Consider the following 17636-nt stretch of genomic DNA (forward strand, 5'->3'; position numbering starts at 1 on the left):
GGAAAAATGTGTGCGGGTATTATTCATTGGAGATGTAGTTGGTTCATTAGGAAGAGAAACGATCACGGAGTACCTTCCAAAATTAAAAAAGGTGTATCGACCACAGGTGACGATCGCAAACGGCGAGAATGCGGCGGCGGGTCGTGGGATCACTGGTAAAATCTATAAGAAATTTTTGCAAGATGGTGTCGATGTCGTGACATTAGGCAATCATACATGGGACAACCGTGACATTTTTGAATTTATTGGCGATGCGAAGAAAATGATTCGTCCAGCCAATTTTCCAGAGGGAACACCGGGGGTCGGCATGGTATTTGTGAAAGTCAACACCATTGAATTAGCGGTAATCAACATGCAAGCTCGCTCGTTCATGGTAGACCTTGATGATCCGTTTCGCAAAATGGATGAATTGGTTGCGATTGCCCGCAAACGTACACCGTTTATCTTTGTGGATTTTCATGGGGAGACCACCAGTGAAAAACAAGCGATGGGCTGGTATTTGGATGGCCGTGTTTCGGCAGTCGTCGGCACGCATACCCACGTCCAGACCAATGATGCGCGGATTTTGCCCCAAGGAACGGCTTATTTGTCAGATGTCGGCATGACTGGTCCTTATGATGGGATCTTGGGGATGAAACGCGAACCAGTCATTGAAAAATTTTTGACGGCGTTGCCGCAACGGTTTGAAGTGATTGAAAAAGGCCGCAGTATTTTGTCGGCTTGCTTGCTTGAGATTGATGAAGCCACTGGTAAAGCAAAATCGATCCGTCCGATCCAAATCAGTGAAGATCGCCCGTTTACAGAATAGGAGAAGCATGGAAGAGCAATTAGTCAAAGAACCACACGTTGCCCAAGAGCTGGCTGCTTTGCAAAAGCTCTTGTCTGATCATCCGATCGTTCAAGAATTTCAAGAAATCCAAGCACGAGCCTTGCAAAACCAAGGGCTATTGGAGCTGGAAGAAGCGCTGAAGCAAGCGCAAAAAGAGATCGTTCAATTTGAGCATTATGAGAAACCTGAAGCAAAAAAAGCTGCCGAGCAGCGTTATGCGTCATTGACAAACGAATACGAGCAGCACCCCTTAGTGGTTGCTTATCGCCAAGCGTTACTGCAAGCAGATGAATTGCTGCAATATGTCACGACGGAGATCCAAAAGAAAATGAATAAAACCATCGAGGAGGATGAAACCAATGCCTCAAAAAACTAAAAATACCCCGATGATGGAACAGTATTTAAGCATCAAGGCTCAGTACCAAGATGCTTTTTTATTCTATCGTTTAGGGGATTTCTATGAATTATTTAATGAGGATGCTGTCAAGGCAGCACAAATTTTAGAACTGACGTTAACCAGCCGCAACAAAAATGCGGAGGAACCGATCCCTATGTGTGGGGTGCCTTACCACGCCGCCAGCAATTACATCGACACTTTGATCGAGCAAGGCTACAAAGTAGCGATTTGTGAGCAAGTGGAAGATCCAAAAACCACCAAAGGAATGGTCAAACGCGAAGTCGTTCAACTGATCACGCCGGGAACGGTGATGGACAGTAAAGGCCTATCCGCCAAAGAAAACAACTTTTTGACAGCTGTTTTGCAGCAAGGGGAGCGTTTTGGCTTTGCCTATGTCGATTTAAGTACCGGTGAATTAAAAGCAGCGCAATTGGAAGATGAAGAAGCTGTCGTCAATGAGGCCGCCGCTCTGCAAACGAAAGAAGTCGTTTTGTGCAGCGAGATCCCTGAGTCATTGCAAACAACACTGACCAATCGCTTGAATGTCGTGTTTTCTAAGCAAGAAACGTTGGAAGAAAATGCCGAATTTCAATTTTTAACAGAACCTCTCTCCCAAGAGATAGAAAAAGTAGTCACAGGGAAGTTGCTAAGTTATTTGGCGATCACCCAAAAACGCAGTTTAGCGCATATTCAACAAGCCGTGGAATATCAGCCCGATCATGCCTTGAAAATGGATCATTATTCCAAATTCAACTTAGAATTGACGCAGTCGATTCGAACTGGCAAAAAACAAGGGACTCTTTTGTGGTTGCTGGACGAGACAAAAACCGCAATGGGTGGCCGTTTGTTAAAGCAATGGTTGGACCGTCCCTTGATCCAGCCAAAGAAAATCACTGCCCGCCAAGAAATGGTCCAATCGTTACTGGACAGTTTCTTTGAGCGAGCAGATCTGCAAGAAGCGTTGACGAAAGTCTATGACATGGAACGCTTAGTCGGACGGGTCGCCTTCGGAAATGTCAATGGCCGCGATTTGCTGCAGTTGAAATCTTCTTTGGAGCAAGTGCCTCTGATCGCGCAATTGCTGCAAGGCATCAACCGTGGCGAGTGGAATGACTTGCTGCTGGAATTAACGCCCCTAGATGATTTGGTTGCACTGATCGAAGCTGCGATCGATGAAGATGCCCCGTTACAGATCACAGAAGGCAACATCATCAAAGACGGGTTCCATCAACAATTAGATGAATACCGTACAGCGATGCGTAACGGCAAGCAATGGCTGGCGGAATTAGAAGCCAACGAACGCCAAGCGACGGGAGTCAAAAACCTGAAAGTTGGGTTCAACCGCGTCTTTGGCTATTACATTGAGATCACGAAAGCCAATCTAGTGAATTTAGATACCTCTCGCTACGAGCGCAAGCAAACGTTAGCCAATGCGGAACGGTTTATTTCCCCCGAGTTGAAAAAACTGGAGACTTTGATTTTAGAAGCCGAAGAGAAATCAGTGGATTTGGAATACCGCCTGTTTCTTGACGTCCGTGAAGAAGTGAAAAAGAGTATCACCCGTCTGCAAAAGTTAGCCAAAGCCGTCAGTGCGGTCGATGTCTTACAAAGTTTCGCCACAGTTTCGGAACGCTACCAATACGTGCGGCCGACAGTAGCGAAAAAACGAGCGGTATCGATCATCGACGGCCGTCATCCTGTAGTGGAAAAAGTCCTTGGTCACCAAGAGTACATTCCGAATAGTATCGTGATGGATGAAGAAACAGAGATCTTGTTGATCACAGGCCCAAATATGTCTGGGAAAAGTACGTACATGCGTCAGTTTGCCTTGCTAGTCATTATGGCGCAGATCGGCTGTTTCGTACCCGCACAATCTGCAGAGATGCCGATTTTTGATCGGATCTTTACTCGCATCGGTGCCAGCGATGACCTGATCGCCGGTCAAAGCACGTTTATGGTGGAGATGATGGAAGCCAACCAAGCGCTGCGTCATGCAACGCCTAACAGCTTGATTTTGTTTGATGAGTTAGGGCGTGGGACTGCGACCTATGATGGCATGGCATTGGCACAAGCCATCATTGAATATATCCACAAAGAAGTTCATGCCAAAACACTTTTCTCCACCCATTATCATGAGCTGACGGTTTTAGATGAGGAATTGGCGCACTTGCGCAATGTCCATGTCGGTGCCGTTGAAAAAGAAGGCGAAGTCGTCTTCTTGCATAAGATGATGGAAGGGCCCGCAGATAAAAGCTATGGGATCCATGTAGCTAAAATCGCTGGACTGCCAAGTGCACTCTTACAGCGCGCAGCCACGATCTTAAAAGCGCTGGAAGAACATGAACCGACGGTACAACCAAAACCCGTCGTCGAAGAAAGTCAGCAGTTGTCGTTGTTTAGTGAAGTATCTACGGAAGAAATCGGCGTCATCGATCAATTGAAGAAATTGAATCTGTTGGAAATGACCCCGATGGATGCTCTGAATACATTGTACGAGCTGCAAAAACGAATTTAGAAAGAAGGTCAGCAGATGGGAAAGATCCAAGAGTTATCCGAACGTCTGGCGAACCAAATCGCGGCAGGAGAAGTCGTTGAGCGACCAGCTTCTGTCGTCAAAGAATTAGTTGAAAACGCCGTGGATGCCGGCAGTACCCAAATCGATATTTTTATTGAAGAAGCAGGCTTGCGTAAAATCCAAGTCATCGATAATGGCGAAGGAATTGCAGAAGAGGATGTCTTGACTGCCTTTAAACGCCACGCCACCAGTAAAATCCACAATCGAGATGACTTGTTTCGAATACGTACCCTCGGGTTTCGCGGGGAAGCTTTGCCTAGTATCGCTTCGGTTTCGATCCTCTCGATTGAAACGGCAGTCAAAGGCGCCCAACAAGGCTCCTTTGTGCGCTTAAAAGGCGGCGCTGTTGAAGAGCATTTGCCTGCCAACTTGCGGCAAGGAACCAAGATCACTGTCGAAAACCTCTTTTACAATACACCGGCACGCTTGAAATATGTCAAGACGCTGCAAACGGAACTAGCAAATATCGGCGATATCGTCAATCGGATCGCCCTGAGCCATCCAGAAGTGGCTTTTCGTCTCGTTCATGAAGGCAATAAGATGTTGAGCACCACTGGAAGTGGGCAGTTAAAACAAACTATCGCCGGGATCTACGGGGTGGAAACCGCCAAAAAAATGATCGCGATCGATACTGAGGACCTCGACTTTAAAGTCACTGGCTTTGTGTCACTGCCAGAAGTCACCCGAGCTAGCCGCAACTATTTATCCACGATCATCAATGGTCGTTATATTCGCAACTTCGCTTTGAATAAAGCGATCGTTGCTGGTTACGGATCAAAATTGATGGTCGGTCGTTTTCCATTAGCTGTCCTTGAAATCAAAATGGATCCCTTATTAGTCGATGTCAATGTTCATCCGACTAAGCAAGAAGTTCGTTTGTCAAAAGAAGAAGAACTGACCAAACTAATCAGTAAAGCCATCAATGAGGCGCTGTGGGAAATCAATTTGATTCCTAACGCCGCTGACAATCTGCGGTTTAAGAAAAAAGTTGCCGATCAGCCAAAAGCCCAGCAGCTTGGCTTGGAACTGGAGTCAGCAGGAAATTCGACTTCTGGGTTGTCTTATAATCGCGAAACCGGGAAATTTGAGGTGCAGGGCAGTACTTATCAACAGACTGTGGATAACTCTGTGGAAAAGCCTGTGGAGGAAGGTGGAAAACTTCCAGAAATGCCACAGGAATCTAGCGAAAACTTGTTGGAAGAAACTGAGGAAACCTTTCGCAGTTTGGAAGAGACGTTGCCAAATAAGCCTGTCCGAAAACCATTTGTGGAAGAACAGACGGAAACAAAAGCGCCGCTGCCAGAAGCACCTGCCTTTCTTCCAGATGAGACGCCAGAGCTTACGGCGCAAGATCTGCAAAGTCAAGCGACTCTGCACCCGGAAATGCATGGGGATGACCGCAACTACCTGAAAACGGTCGAACGGTTGCTGGAAGAAGAACCAGCGAAGGAGCGTTTTCCCCAACTGGATTATTTTGGGCAGATGCATGGGACCTATTTGTTTGCCCAAAGCGAGGCGGGGCTATATATCGTCGACCAGCATGCGGCACAAGAACGAATCAAATATGAGTATTACCGCGAAAAAATCGGCGAAGTGACCAATGATCTGCAAGAATTGTTAGTGCCGATCGTTTTGGATTATCCCAACAGCGATGCACTGCAATTGCAGGAACAAAGTGACAAGCTGGCAGAAGTCGGGATCCATCTGGAATCTTTTGGGACCAATAGTTTCATCGTCCGGGCGCACCCGACGTGGTATCCTAGCGGTGAAGAAGAAGCCATCATCCGCGAAATGATCGATATGTTATTGACCACAGGAAGTGTCAGTGTCAAAAAGTTTCGTGAAGCAACAGCGATCATGATGAGCTGCAAACGATCCATCAAAGCCAATCACTATTTGAATGAAGCACAAGCGCGAATCTTGTTGCAAGACTTAGCGAAATGCGAGAATCCCTTCAACTGTCCCCATGGTCGCCCGGTGCTGATCCATTTCACCAACAGCGACATGGAGCGGATGTTCAAACGAATTCAAGATCCTCATCGAGCAAGGAGTGGCATGGAATGATTATTTTGGCTTCACAGTCGCCGCGGCGCAAAGAATTATTAGCGGAGTTAGTCCCGGAATTTGCGGTCATACCAGCGGATATCGATGAGTCAGTCCGACCGAACGAAGCGGCGATCCCTTATGTCCAACGGATGGCAGCAGAAAAAGCGGCGGCTATTACGCAAGCATATCCTGAAGATCTGGTGATCGCGAGCGATACGACGGTCGTGGTGGATGAAGAAATCTTAGGAAAGCCAGTAGACCGTAAAGATGCTCGGTCGATGTTGCGAAAAATGAGCGGACGGACCCATTGGGTGCATACCGCCGTCGTTTTGCAAAAAGGCAAACAGCAACGCCAAGCAGTGGTTTCGACGGAAGTTGTGTTTCGTCCTTTGACGGATCAAGAGATCGACAAGTATCTTGTCTTAGATGAGTACCAAGACAAAGCGGGCGCCTATGGGATCCAAGGGGCGGCCAAAGTATTTGTCTCATCGATAACCGGCGATTTTTATACGATCGTAGGGTTTCCTGTCGCTACGGTCTATCAGTTGTTGCAAGAGTTTACGGAGGAGGAATAAGGATGGATGTTTCTGGTAGTTGTCTTTGCGGCAAAGTCACGATCAACTTGACGGGAGTTGCGAAAGAAATCACGGTTTGTCATTGTAGTCTCTGCCAGAAATTTCACGGCGGACCAATGTTTGCTCTTGCGCCATGCGCTGAGGACCAGATGGCTCTTCAAGGAGCGAAATGGCTGCGACGTTACGATTCTTCTGAGTGGGCACAGCGAGGATTTTGCAGTCAATGCGGCTCGAGTCTGTTCTTTTACCTCAAAGAAACACACACCTATTTTTTTGCGGCTGGGTTATTTGGCAACTTGCCAGAAGCTGTCTTAACCGAAGAAATCTATACAAAAGACCAACCGCAGTTTTACCATTTTGCGGAACCAACGACTCGTTGGGAAAAGCTGCAAAACCCTTAAATAATTTGAGCAAGTCATTTTACATTCGCTAAGAAAAAAGGCATGATAGAGCATACAGGATGAGTCTAGAGGAAAAGCAGGTGAAAAAATGACAGATAAAAAAGAATTAAAAGAAAAATTGTCGCCGATCGAATATGCGGTGACCCAAGAAAATGCAACCGAACGCCCCTTTACTGGCGAGTATGATGATTTTTATGAAAAAGGGATCTATGTTGATATCGTCAACGGAGAACCATTGTTTGCTTCTACTGATAAATATGACGCTGGTTGTGGCTGGCCGTCCTTTTCGAAGCCGATCAGTCGCCAAGATATTCAAGAAAAAGCCGATTTTTCTCACGGCATGCATCGAGTAGAAGTCCGCAGCAAAGAAGCTGACTCTCATTTAGGACATGTTTTTTCAGACGGTCCTCAGGACAAAGGCGGTTTGCGCTATTGTATCAACTCGGCAGCATTGAAGTTCATCCCTTTAGCAGAAATGGATGAAAAAGGCTATGGCGAATTCAAATCACTCGTTGAGTAAGTATTAGGAACTGTGTGCGAAAAAAAGACGCAGCAGCATGTCTCGTTTGAAAAAATGCGACTGAAACAACGGTTTTTCCGCCGTTTGTTTCCTGCTAAGCCTTTTCCTTCGTTCACAGTCCTTTTTTTGCCCTCTCGTCTGTGCTACAATAAAGGGAACATATGTACAGAAAGGAAAGCACATGTACGAATATATCATAGGAAAAGTAACGGATATCTTTCCGGCGTATATCGTCGTTGAGACCCATGGCATCGGCTATCAAATCGCTTTTGGCAATCCGTATTCATTTAGCGGCAAGTTGAACCAAGAAGTAAAAATCTATCTGCACCAAGTGATTCGTGAAGATGCTCATAGTCTCTACGGCTTTGCCACGATCGAAGGCAAGCAGTTGTTTTTAAAATTGATCAGTGTCTCAGGTATTGGACCAAAGAGTGCGCTAGCAATCATGGCCAATGAAGACCATACAGGGTTGATCACGGCAGTCGAAAATGGGGATGTCAACTATTTGACTAAGTTCCCAGGTGTCGGTAAAAAGACGGCGCAGCAAATGATCCTAGACTTGAAAGGCAAAGTGGCTGAATTGGTGGGAGAAGAAGCGATCGTTCCTCTAAGCGTGGCAACGACTGCTTTAGATGAAGCAATGGAAGCCTTGAAAGCATTGGGTTATAGCGAAAAAGAAGTCAAGAAAGCCGAAAAACAATTAGCGGCGAATACGACAAAATCAACGGATGAGTACTTGCGGGAAGCTCTCCGATTGATGATGAAAAAGTAAGGAGCAAGTAGACGATGGATGAACGAATTGTTTCGCCAGAAAGCACAGAACAAGAAGAGATCATCGAAAAATCCTTGCGTCCGCAAACCCTTGCCCAATATATCGGACAAGACAAAGTCAAGCAGGAGCTTTCGATTTATATCCAAGCGGCGAAAAATCGAGAAGAAGCGTTGGATCATGTCCTCTTATATGGTCCACCAGGCTTAGGGAAAACGACGATGGCAATGGTGATCGCCAACGAGATGCAGGTGCAAATCAAGACGACCAGCGGTCCTGCGATCGAAAAACCAGGGGATTTGATTGCGATCTTGAATGAGCTACAGCCAGGGGATGTTCTGTTTATCGATGAGATCCATCGCTTGCCTCGTGTCGCCGAAGAAATGCTTTACTCGGCAATGGAAGATTTTTATGTGGATATCATGGTGGGGCAAGGGACAACGGCTCACCCAGTTCATTTTCCGCTTCCGCCATTTACCTTAGTCGGCGCAACGACGCGGGCGGGGATGCTCTCGGCACCACTACGGGATCGCTTCGGGATCATTTCGCATATGCAATATTATGAAGACCATGATTTAAAAGAGATCGTGCAGCGGACTGCGTCCATCTTTGAAACGGATATCGTGGAAGAAGGAGCGATCGAAATCGCCCGTCGGTCCCGAGGCACCCCGCGGATCGCCAACCGTTTGCTTAAACGAGTTCGCGATTATGCGCAAGTGCAAGCAGATGGCTTGATCGATCGCACCGTTGCCGATCAGGCATTGGCGCTTTTGGCAGTCGATCATGCTGGCTTGGATTATATCGATCAGAAATTGATCCGGACGATGATCGAATTGTATCAAGGCGGCCCGGTGGGATTAAGTACGATCGCTGTCAATATCGGGGAAGAAACCGAAACAGTGGAAGATATGTACGAACCGTTTTTGATCCAAAAAGGATTTTTGAAACGGACCTCACGTGGGCGGATCGCAACACCGTTAGCGTATGACCATTTTGGCTATCCGCAAAGAAGTGAATAGAAAGATGCGGCAATCAGCAATGATTGCTGCTTTTTTGTGCTTTTGGTGAAACGTTTCTTTTTATTTTTTAATAATTTCTGAGGAGTAATCGATGTTGGAAAAATGTGATATTTGTGAAATTTGATTAATTAGAAGTTCTTAGGAAAATAATTTCATCTTAAAACATTGATATAAAAGCTTTTATATTTGTGAGGAACCCAACAATATTTGTGAAAAAAGAAAAGCTAAAAAAAATAATTGGAAAGGCTTGCATTTTCGAATGGCAGCGGATATAATCTTTTTGTAGAAACGTTTCACTGAAGTGTGGAGATATACGTAGTGTTGCGAGGATAGAAAGAAGGAGATTTTGTGTATGAGTAAACTGCAAAAGTTTTATAGTCAACGGCAGCTTCACTGGATGGTTTTTCCCGGCGTGGCATTTATGATCGTATTTAATTATATTCCGATCTACGGAATTATAATCGCTTTCAAAAACTATACGGTGATTGACACGATTTCATCAGCACCATGGGTCGGGTTAGAGAATTTCCGTATCATTATGAATGACAGTTTTTTCTGGGAAGCGGTTAGAAATACGTTAGCCATCAGCTTATTGAAATTAGGATTAGGTTTTGCGATCCCGATTGTGTTAGCCATTATGATTTTTGAAATGCAAGATGGCCGCTTGAAGAAATTTATTCAAACGGTTTCATACATTCCCCATTTTTTCTCATGGATCGTGCTAGGTGGGATGATGATTTCTTGGCTGTCAACGAACGGCTTTATCAACCAAGTGCTGATGTCTGTAGGATTGATGGACAAAGGGGTCAATCATCTATTGGATCCAAGCAAATATTGGTGGATCGCGGTCCTTTCTGATCTATGGAAAGAAGTCGGCTGGGGAACGATCCTTTACTTGGCAGGGATGTCGCGGATCGATCCAACGTTTTATGAAGCCGCACGAATCGATGGTGCCAGCAAGCTAAGACAGATTCGCTCGATCACATTGCCATTACTGACACCGATCATCTCCTTAAACTTGATTCTGAATGTGAGCGGTATCTTAGGGTCAAACCTAGATCAAACATTAGTTTTGATGAATTCACAGAACCAAAACCGTTCAGAAGTCATCAACTCCTTTGTTTATAAAATGGGGTTGACGCAAGGTGATTTCTCTTATGCAACTGCTGTCGGCTTGGGGATCGCGGTCATTTCCGTCATCTTATTGGTGATCACGGATCGAGTGACCCGCAAGTTGAACAACGGCAATTCAGTTATCTTATAGGAGGAAAAAACATGATCAAAAGAAAAGCAAAAGAAAACACGTGGTTTTACTTCTTCAATACCGTGATCTTGATTTTATTCTCATTGATGATCATCGTACCGATTTGGAATATCTTGGTTTCCTCCGTGTCTTCTAGTTCTGGATTAGCGGGCAACGGCCTCGTGTTATGGCCCAAAGGCTTTACCTGGGAAAACTATCGGAAAGTTTTTTCCGACGCAAGTATCCCTCGTGCCTTCTTGATCTCAGTGTTAAAAACGGTTCTTGGGGCTGCGACCCATACCTTGTTTTGTGCGATCGTGGCTTACGGATTGAGTAAATCACGCTTGGTTGGCCGCAACATCTATACAACGATGGGGGTCATCACCATGTACTTCAGTGGTGGGATGATTCCAACGTACTTGCTGATTCGCTCGCTAGGATTACTGGATTCTTTCTGGGTCTACATTATTCCAGCTTTGTTCAGCTATTATGATGTCGTGATTTTAATGAACTTTTTCCGTGAGATTCCGCCTTCACTCGAAGAATCGGCGAAGATCGACGGTGCAAGTGAATTCCAAATCTTCTATAAAATCTTCTTACCATTAACGAAACCGGCATTGGCAACCATCATCTTGTTCAACGGGGTTGGCCAATGGAATGATTTTATGACGACAAAACTGTATATCACAAAAGAGTATCTCTATCCGCTGCAAATGAAGATTTATGAAATCATCGTCCAATCCAACTTGAGTACGATGACTGAAAGCGGTAGTACCGACTTTATCGTCCAAGCAACGACCCGTGGGGTTCAGTTGGCTACGATCGTCATCACGACAGTGCCAATTTTAATTATATATCCATTGCTTCAAAAACACTTTATCGGCGGTATGATGGCCGGTGCAGTAAAAGAATAGAAAGAGGGATAGACATGAAAAAAGTAGTAGGCGGTTTATTGGCAGCATCAGCATTACTCAGCTTAGCGGCATGTGGCGGCAGCTCAGACAATGCCAGCAGTTCGGATTTTTCTATCAAAGATCGGTATGAGTTAGATGAAAAGACACCAGCATGGAAACTCGATACCAAAGAAGAACCAACCAAGATCACATGGTACATCAATTCAGACTGGACAGCTTTGCCATTTGGTGAAGATGTGACGACAGCCCAAATCAAAAAAGATTTGAACATTGATATTGAATTTATTTCAGGGGATGATTCGAAATTAAATGCCTTGATTTCAAGTGGTGATATGCCTGATATCGTGACGTTGATGGATAAAACCAGTCAAGCAGCCACAAAAGCTGATAGCTGGGCATACTCATTAAACGATTTAGCGGAACAATACGATCCGTATTTGATGAATGTCGTGACCGAAGATACCTTCAAATGGTTTGCTTTAGATGATGGCAAAACTTATGGCTATCCGAACTATTCCAACACTGCAGCGGACTACGAAAGCGGCAATATTCCCGTCAATGACAACTTTGTGATCCGTGAAGATGTCTATGAAGCATTAGGCAAACCCGATGTTTCGACTCCAGAAAACTATGTGAAAGTCATGAAAGAAATCAGCGAGAAATTCCCTGATTTGACACCGATGGGCTTCACAACGATCGGCGAAACAGCAGGACCATTCTTAGATAAATTGCAAGATTTCTTAGGTGTTCCATTAGAAGATGAAGATGGTGCTTTCTACGACCGTAACTTAGATGAAGAATATATCTCATGGTTGAAAACCTTCAATCAAGTGTATCGTGACGGCAACATCAGTGATGACAGCTTTACTGATGACGGCCCAACCTATGATGAAAAAGTAAAACAAGGGGACTATGCAACGATCTTAGTCGCAGGAACGAGTGGACAAGGTGGGAACTTCACTGAATTCATGAAAAACTCTGACACACGTTACATCGCAATCGATGGCCCTGCCAGCACGTCTGGTCGTGAAGCAACCTTGAACCAAACAGGAATCTCTGGCTGGTTGATCAACTACATCACAAAAGATGCGGCGGATCCAGCAAAAGTAACCCAACTCTTCACGTACTTGATCGATGAACCAGGACAAATTTTGACAAAATTCGGTGTTGAAGGCGTGACGTATGAATACAACGATGAAGGCAAAATCGATTACTTGCCAGAAATCAAAGAAATGGAACAAACCGACAACGAAGGCTACAACAAAAAATATGGTATCAGCCGTTTCAACTACTTTAACAATGACCGTGTCAATGCACTGAAAGTCAAAACCGAAAATGCGTTGACTCAAATGCAAGAATGGGGCGAAGGCAAATTGTATCCACACTTTGTGATCGAAAATACGGATCCAGATGCCGGAACTGCTGAAGCACGTTCAAACACAGCCATCAAAACCAAAATCAACAGCACGATCATCTCATTGATCCGTTCAAAAGATGAAGGAACATTTGACAGCACACTAACCGACTTTGAAAGCTTCTTAGATTCAAACAACTGGGATGCAATCAAAGACATTAAAACTGAAAAAATGGCCGAAAACCGCGAACGACTAAAATAACCCCCATAGGAGAGGAAAGGAAGCCAAAAAAAAGACCTTTCCTCTCCTTTGCTTTGAAACACAGGTTTTGCGCACACTTTGCGCAAAATCTGATGTTTCAAAGTACTAGGCGACCGCAGGGAGCGTAGTGACCGTACAAAGAATCACTGCGATTGGCTCACGTAGTGAGACATGCAACCCAGAAAACTGTACGTTGAGAAACGACCAAAAATCACAAGAAGGCAAGAAACAAGTTTACGCAGCACTCACAGCACAAATCAGCAAGTTTTGATTGGAGGATCATAATGAATCGACTATTTTCTTATGAAGGATGGTACTATCGGGTCTTTGCTTTTCTAGCAGATATGATCATTGTTAGTTTTCTCTTTATGATTCCAGCAATGACGCTGATTTTCGCAGGACCAGCATTGATCGCACTGTATCAGACGATCGATCAATTGTACAAGGAACGGGATGTCCCGATTTGGCAACGATACAAGCAAGCATTCTTAAGCAACCTCAAACGTGGGCTCTTCTTAGAAGGTCTTGTTATTGCGTATGTCGCAGTCTTTGCCGGCTTGATCTATTCCTTAATGATGATTACACCTTACTTTGGTGTTCTAGCTGTGATCCTCGTCAGCTTGGCTGCGCTGTATCTTGTCGTGTTCGTCCTCTTGTACAGCTTGTTTACGCAATCATTGCAAGAAACAGCGAAAGAAACGGCGTATGCGGTTCTTAGCAGTACGGCGAATGCGATCATTTTACTGGTGATCCCAATCATTGTTTTTGTATTGTGCAGCAAAGTGAACCTATTCTTATTTGTTTGTTTAGGGATCTCAGGCTCAGCCTTTATCCAAGTGTTGTTTTTCAATAAAGTATTAGCGAAGGGGGAAGAGACAAATGACTGAATCCACAGCGACTGATCGATCCTGTTTTTGGGCTTCGGTCCAACAAGAACTTGACGCCCTTCCGCTAGCCTTTGAAAGAACCAAACAAGCACCTTTGCTAAAAGGGATCGATTGTTTTACGATTTCTTTTCAAAGTCTTGGTAATGAAACGATCTATGGGCATCTGCTGCTGCCAGAACAAGCGGCAGATTGTCCAATCGTGATTGATTTTTTAGGCTATATGAATCATGTGCAAGAACCGTTCCAATTCGCTCATTGGTTATTGATCGGCTGCGGCTGTCTTGTCATCGACAATCGCGGACAAGGAGGACGCACGAAAGATCAAGTTCCTTATGAAACCACGCAGCATGAAGCACCTTTTGGACGCGGCATCTTGAAAAAAGAAGATTTTTATATGAAGCGATTGGTCGCAGATAGTCTGCGCACACTAGAAGTCCTTCAACAGATTCCGGAAATCGATCCGCAGCGCATTATTTTAAGAGGCGGCTCACAAGGAGGCGGCATCGCCTTATTAGTCAACGCATTAACGAACGTCCCGATTTTTGCGACGTTTGCCGATGTGCCAAGCCACTCCAATCTTGTTCATCGGATCGAACAGAAAACAGGAAGTTACCAGGTGATCCAAGAGTATATCGAACAATTTCCAGAAACGCGGGAAACGATCTATCAAGTCATGAATTATTTTGATTTGAAGTATTTTGCTCATCAGATAACTGGTCCTGTTTATACATCGGTCGGCAGTGCTGATCCGATCTGTCCCATGGAAGATTTCTTCGTTTCCTATAAAAAGATTCCTGGACCGAAAGAATTGCGTATTTACTTAAATAAAGGGCATGGCGGCGGCGAAGCGAAACAAATCCGTCGTGAAATGCAGCAAATCACAAAATTACTCAAAGGAAATGAATGAAGATGAAAGTAGCAACCTACAATCTACGAGTCGATACCGACTATGACCAAGAATGGCAATGGCACTATCGATCGGAGGCGGTCTGCTCCTTGATCGATTACTACGACTGGGATGTTCTGGCGATCCAAGAAGCCCGACCTAGTCAATTTGCAGATTTAGCAAAGTTAGCGCAGTATGCTTCCGTCGCGGCTGAACGTGACGGTGATGGCTTAGGCGAAGGCATCGGACTGTATTATCAAAAAGATACTTTCGAGTTATTAGCTTCAGGTTCGTTTTGGTTGTCATTGACACCGACTGAACCCAGTATTCATCCAGAAGCTGCCTATTCACGCTTATGTGTTTGGGCAGTCTTACAGGAAAAAAAGAATCCGCCGTTTCTTGTCATCACGACCCATTTAGATAATATTTCAGAAATGGCTCGTTTTGAAGGGATGAAAGTGATCTTTGAGCAGCTGGCAGATCAGATCGAACGCTACCCTGTATTACTAATGGGCGACTTGAATGCGGAGCCAACCGAGCGGGTGCATCGGTACTTAGAGCGGCATTTTCAAAATGCCAAAGAACATGGACAGAAGCCCCATCATGGGCCAAAAGGCTCCTATCAAAATTTTATTTATACGTTACCATGGCAAGAACTAGAAGAAATTGATTATATCTATACGAAAGGCTTCACGGTGGTCAAAACCGCCTGTCTAACGGATTCTTATGATCGTCGTTTTCCCTCCGATCATTTCCCTTTAGAAGCAGAAGTCCAATTTGAAGAAAGCAAAGGATGAATAAAAATGGAACAGCAGAAATTAACCGAACTACTTTCAGAAATGACCTTAGATGAAAAAATCGATCAGTTGCTGCAACTGGCAGCGGCTTTTTATTCAGATAAAGCAGAAGAGAAAACAGGTCCGATGGGCGACTTAGGACTGACACAAGAAAACATCAACAATGCGGGAACAACGCTAGGTGTTTCTGGTGCAAAAGAAGCGATCCGCGTCCAAAAAGAGTATATCGCCAATAACCGCTTGAATATCCCGACGATATTGATGGCGGATATCATTCACGGCTTTCGGACGATTTTCCCGATTCCATTAGGATTAGGCAGTTCATGGGATTTGGCAGCAGCGGAGAAGATGGCGGAAGTATCTGCCAAAGAAGCAGCTGTTTCTGGCTTGCATGTGACCTTTTCACCGATGGTGGACTTAGTAAGAGACCCACGCTGGGGCCGTGTCATGGAATCAACGGGGGAAGATCCTTACTTGAACAGTCGCTTCGCTGAAGCCTTTGTCAAAGGCTATCAAGGGGCTGATCTGCGAACGGATTTCAACCGCGTGGCTGCTTGCGTCAAACATTTTGCGGCTTACGGTGCGGCTATCGGTGGTCGCGATTACAACACGGTCAATATGTCAGAACGCCAACTGCGAGAAAGTTATTTACCAGGCTATAAAGCAGCCCTTGATGCCGGTGCCAAGCTGGTGATGACCTCCTTTAATACGGTAGACGGCATTCCAGCAACGGTCAATCGCTGGCTCTTCCGCGATGTTTTGCGAGAAGAATTCGGATTTGAAGGCGTTGTGATCTCTGACTGGGCAGCAATCAAAGAAGTGATCGCTCATGGCGCAGCGGAGGATGAAAAACATGCCGCTGAACTAGCCATCAAAGCTGGGGTCGATATCGAGATGATGACGACTTGCTACACTGATAACTTGAAAGAGCTGATCGCAGAAGGCACCGTTGAGGAAGCCTTAGTCGATGAAGCGGTGCTAAGAATCTTGACCTTGAAAAATGAGCTGGGGCTATTTGAAAATCCATACCGCGGCGCTGATGAAGCCGCTGAAGCAGCCACTGTTTTGTCTCAAGAACACCGTGAGATCGCCAGCGATATCGCAAAGAAATCAATGGTATTGTTGAAAAATGAAGGTGTCTTGCCGTTGCAGAAAACCGAAAAAGTGGCGATCGTGGGCCCAGGTGCTCACTCCCGTGATCTATTAGGGGCTTGGTCTTGGCAAGGGAAACAAGAAGAAGTAGTGACTTTAGTGGAGGGTGCTCAAGCCTTGGGTGCGGATCTGTTGATCGGTCAAGAACCCTTTGATTATTTTGCACCATCTGAAGCGGCGATCCAAGAAGCGATCGAATTAGTGAAGGCAGCCGATAAAGTAGTCCTAGCACTAGGGGAGCAGGAATGGATGAGCGGCGAAGCTGCCAGCCGCAGCGACATTCGCTTGCCGCAAGCGCAATTGTCCTTGGTTGAAACCTTGAAAGAATACAACGAGCAATTGATCGTAACTCTTTATAACGGTCGTCCTCTTGATTTGCAAGGTGTGGATGCAGCCAAAGCGATCGTCGAGGCTTGGTTCCCTGGAACCGAAGGCGGAAACGCACTTGCTCAGATCCTGTGGGGAGAATACAATCCAAGCGGTCGCTTGAGCATGTCATTCCCAGAAACCGTTGGACAAGTTCCTGTGTATTACAACGTTGACAATACCGGTCGTCCTTATGAAAGTGCACCGGATGAAAAATATGTCTCAAAATATTTGGATGTCTCCAATTATGCCAAATATCCATTTGGGTTTGGCTTGAGTTATAGCCCAGTTGCATATTCTGCGGTGACGTTGGATCAGCCGACTATGACCAAAGATCAAACGGTCACAGCTTCCATCACGGTTACGAACCAAGGAACGGCAGCGGTCTGGGAAACGGTCCAATGCTACATTCGCGATTTAGTCGGTGAAGTGGTTCGCCCAGTGAAAGAACTGAAAGGCTTTAAGAAAATTTGGCTAGAGGCTGGCGAATCAGCAACCGTTCAATTTGAGATCACGGAAGAACTGCTGCGCTATGTTCACAGCAACCAACAAGCAAGCAGTGATCCAGGGAAATTCCACATCATGATTGGTGGGAACAGCCGAGACACCCAACAAACAACCCTGCAATTAGTTAGGTAAGATAG

General features: G+C 45.4%; 16 protein-coding genes. All 16 read left to right on the forward strand.

What is annotated here, in order from left to right:
• Window positions 1-10: 10 nt before the first annotated feature.
• Complete coding sequence (locus tag A5870_RS15255) at window positions 11-808, forward strand: TIGR00282 family metallophosphoesterase (protein WP_005227163.1); 798 nt, start codon at window positions 11-13, stop codon at window positions 806-808.
• Window positions 809-815: 7 nt separating this feature from the next.
• Complete coding sequence (locus A5870_RS15260) at window positions 816-1205, forward strand: YlbF family regulator (RefSeq protein WP_086293812.1); 390 nt, start codon at window positions 816-818, stop codon at window positions 1203-1205.
• Window positions 1189-3741, forward strand: a complete 2553-nt coding sequence (gene mutS / locus A5870_RS15265) for a DNA mismatch repair protein MutS (RefSeq protein ID WP_086293814.1) — start codon at window positions 1189-1191, stop codon at window positions 3739-3741. The genes A5870_RS15260 and mutS overlap by 17 nt, the downstream gene beginning before the upstream one ends.
• 15 nt (window positions 3742-3756) lie before the next feature.
• Complete coding sequence (gene mutL / locus A5870_RS15270; RefSeq protein WP_086293816.1) at window positions 3757-5865, forward strand: DNA mismatch repair endonuclease MutL; 2109 nt, start codon at window positions 3757-3759, stop codon at window positions 5863-5865.
• Window positions 5862-6422 carry a Maf family protein gene (locus tag A5870_RS15275; protein ID WP_077453872.1) on the forward strand — a complete coding sequence of 187 codons (561 nt, stop codon included), beginning with the start codon at window positions 5862-5864 and terminating at the stop codon, window positions 6420-6422. Before mutL ends, A5870_RS15275 begins: the two co-directional genes overlap by 4 nt.
• 2 nt (window positions 6423-6424) lie before the next feature.
• Window positions 6425-6823 carry a GFA family protein gene (locus tag A5870_RS15280; protein ID WP_086293818.1) on the forward strand — a complete coding sequence of 133 codons (399 nt, stop codon included), beginning with the start codon at window positions 6425-6427 and terminating at the stop codon, window positions 6821-6823.
• 88 nt (window positions 6824-6911) lie between these two features.
• A complete protein-coding gene (msrB, locus tag A5870_RS15285; protein WP_008376288.1) occupies window positions 6912-7343 on the forward strand; it encodes a peptide-methionine (R)-S-oxide reductase MsrB in 432 nt (143 codons plus the stop codon).
• A gap of 181 nt (window positions 7344-7524) precedes the next feature.
• Window positions 7525-8115 carry a Holliday junction branch migration protein RuvA gene (gene ruvA / locus A5870_RS15290; protein ID WP_005232405.1) on the forward strand — a complete coding sequence of 197 codons (591 nt, stop codon included), beginning with the start codon at window positions 7525-7527 and terminating at the stop codon, window positions 8113-8115.
• Window positions 8116-8129: 14 nt separating this feature from the next.
• A complete protein-coding gene (gene ruvB / locus A5870_RS15295) occupies window positions 8130-9131 on the forward strand; it encodes a Holliday junction branch migration DNA helicase RuvB (protein WP_005227171.1) in 1002 nt (333 codons plus the stop codon).
• A gap of 352 nt (window positions 9132-9483) precedes the next feature.
• The gene (locus tag A5870_RS15300; protein WP_005232388.1) at window positions 9484-10395 is read left to right on the forward strand and encodes an ABC transporter permease; all 912 of its coding nucleotides are present in this window, start codon (window positions 9484-9486) and stop codon (window positions 10393-10395) included.
• Window positions 10396-10406: 11 nt separating this feature from the next.
• Window positions 10407-11288, forward strand: a complete 882-nt coding sequence (locus A5870_RS15305) for a carbohydrate ABC transporter permease (RefSeq protein ID WP_005227173.1) — start codon at window positions 10407-10409, stop codon at window positions 11286-11288.
• A gap of 14 nt (window positions 11289-11302) precedes the next feature.
• Window positions 11303-12904, forward strand: a complete 1602-nt coding sequence (locus A5870_RS15310; protein WP_005227174.1) for a sugar ABC transporter substrate-binding protein — start codon at window positions 11303-11305, stop codon at window positions 12902-12904.
• Between the two features lie 284 nt (window positions 12905-13188).
• Window positions 13189-13791: a DUF624 domain-containing protein gene (locus A5870_RS15315; RefSeq protein ID WP_086293820.1), complete on the forward strand. Its 603-nt coding sequence runs from the start codon at window positions 13189-13191 to the stop codon at window positions 13789-13791.
• A complete protein-coding gene (locus tag A5870_RS15320; RefSeq protein ID WP_077453868.1) occupies window positions 13784-14698 on the forward strand; it encodes an acetylxylan esterase in 915 nt (304 codons plus the stop codon). Before A5870_RS15315 ends, A5870_RS15320 begins: the two co-directional genes overlap by 8 nt.
• A complete protein-coding gene (locus A5870_RS15325) occupies window positions 14695-15474 on the forward strand; it encodes an endonuclease/exonuclease/phosphatase family protein (RefSeq protein ID WP_086293822.1) in 780 nt (259 codons plus the stop codon). Before A5870_RS15320 ends, A5870_RS15325 begins: the two co-directional genes overlap by 4 nt.
• 6 nt (window positions 15475-15480) lie before the next feature.
• Window positions 15481-17631, forward strand: a complete 2151-nt coding sequence (locus A5870_RS15330) for a glycoside hydrolase family 3 N-terminal domain-containing protein (RefSeq protein WP_086293824.1) — start codon at window positions 15481-15483, stop codon at window positions 17629-17631.
• Window positions 17632-17636 lie beyond the last annotated feature (5 nt).

It is taken from the genome of Enterococcus sp. 2G9_DIV0600 (assembly GCF_002140615.1).
GTDB classification, from domain to species: domain Bacteria; phylum Bacillota; class Bacilli; order Lactobacillales; family Enterococcaceae; genus Enterococcus_D; species Enterococcus_D innesii.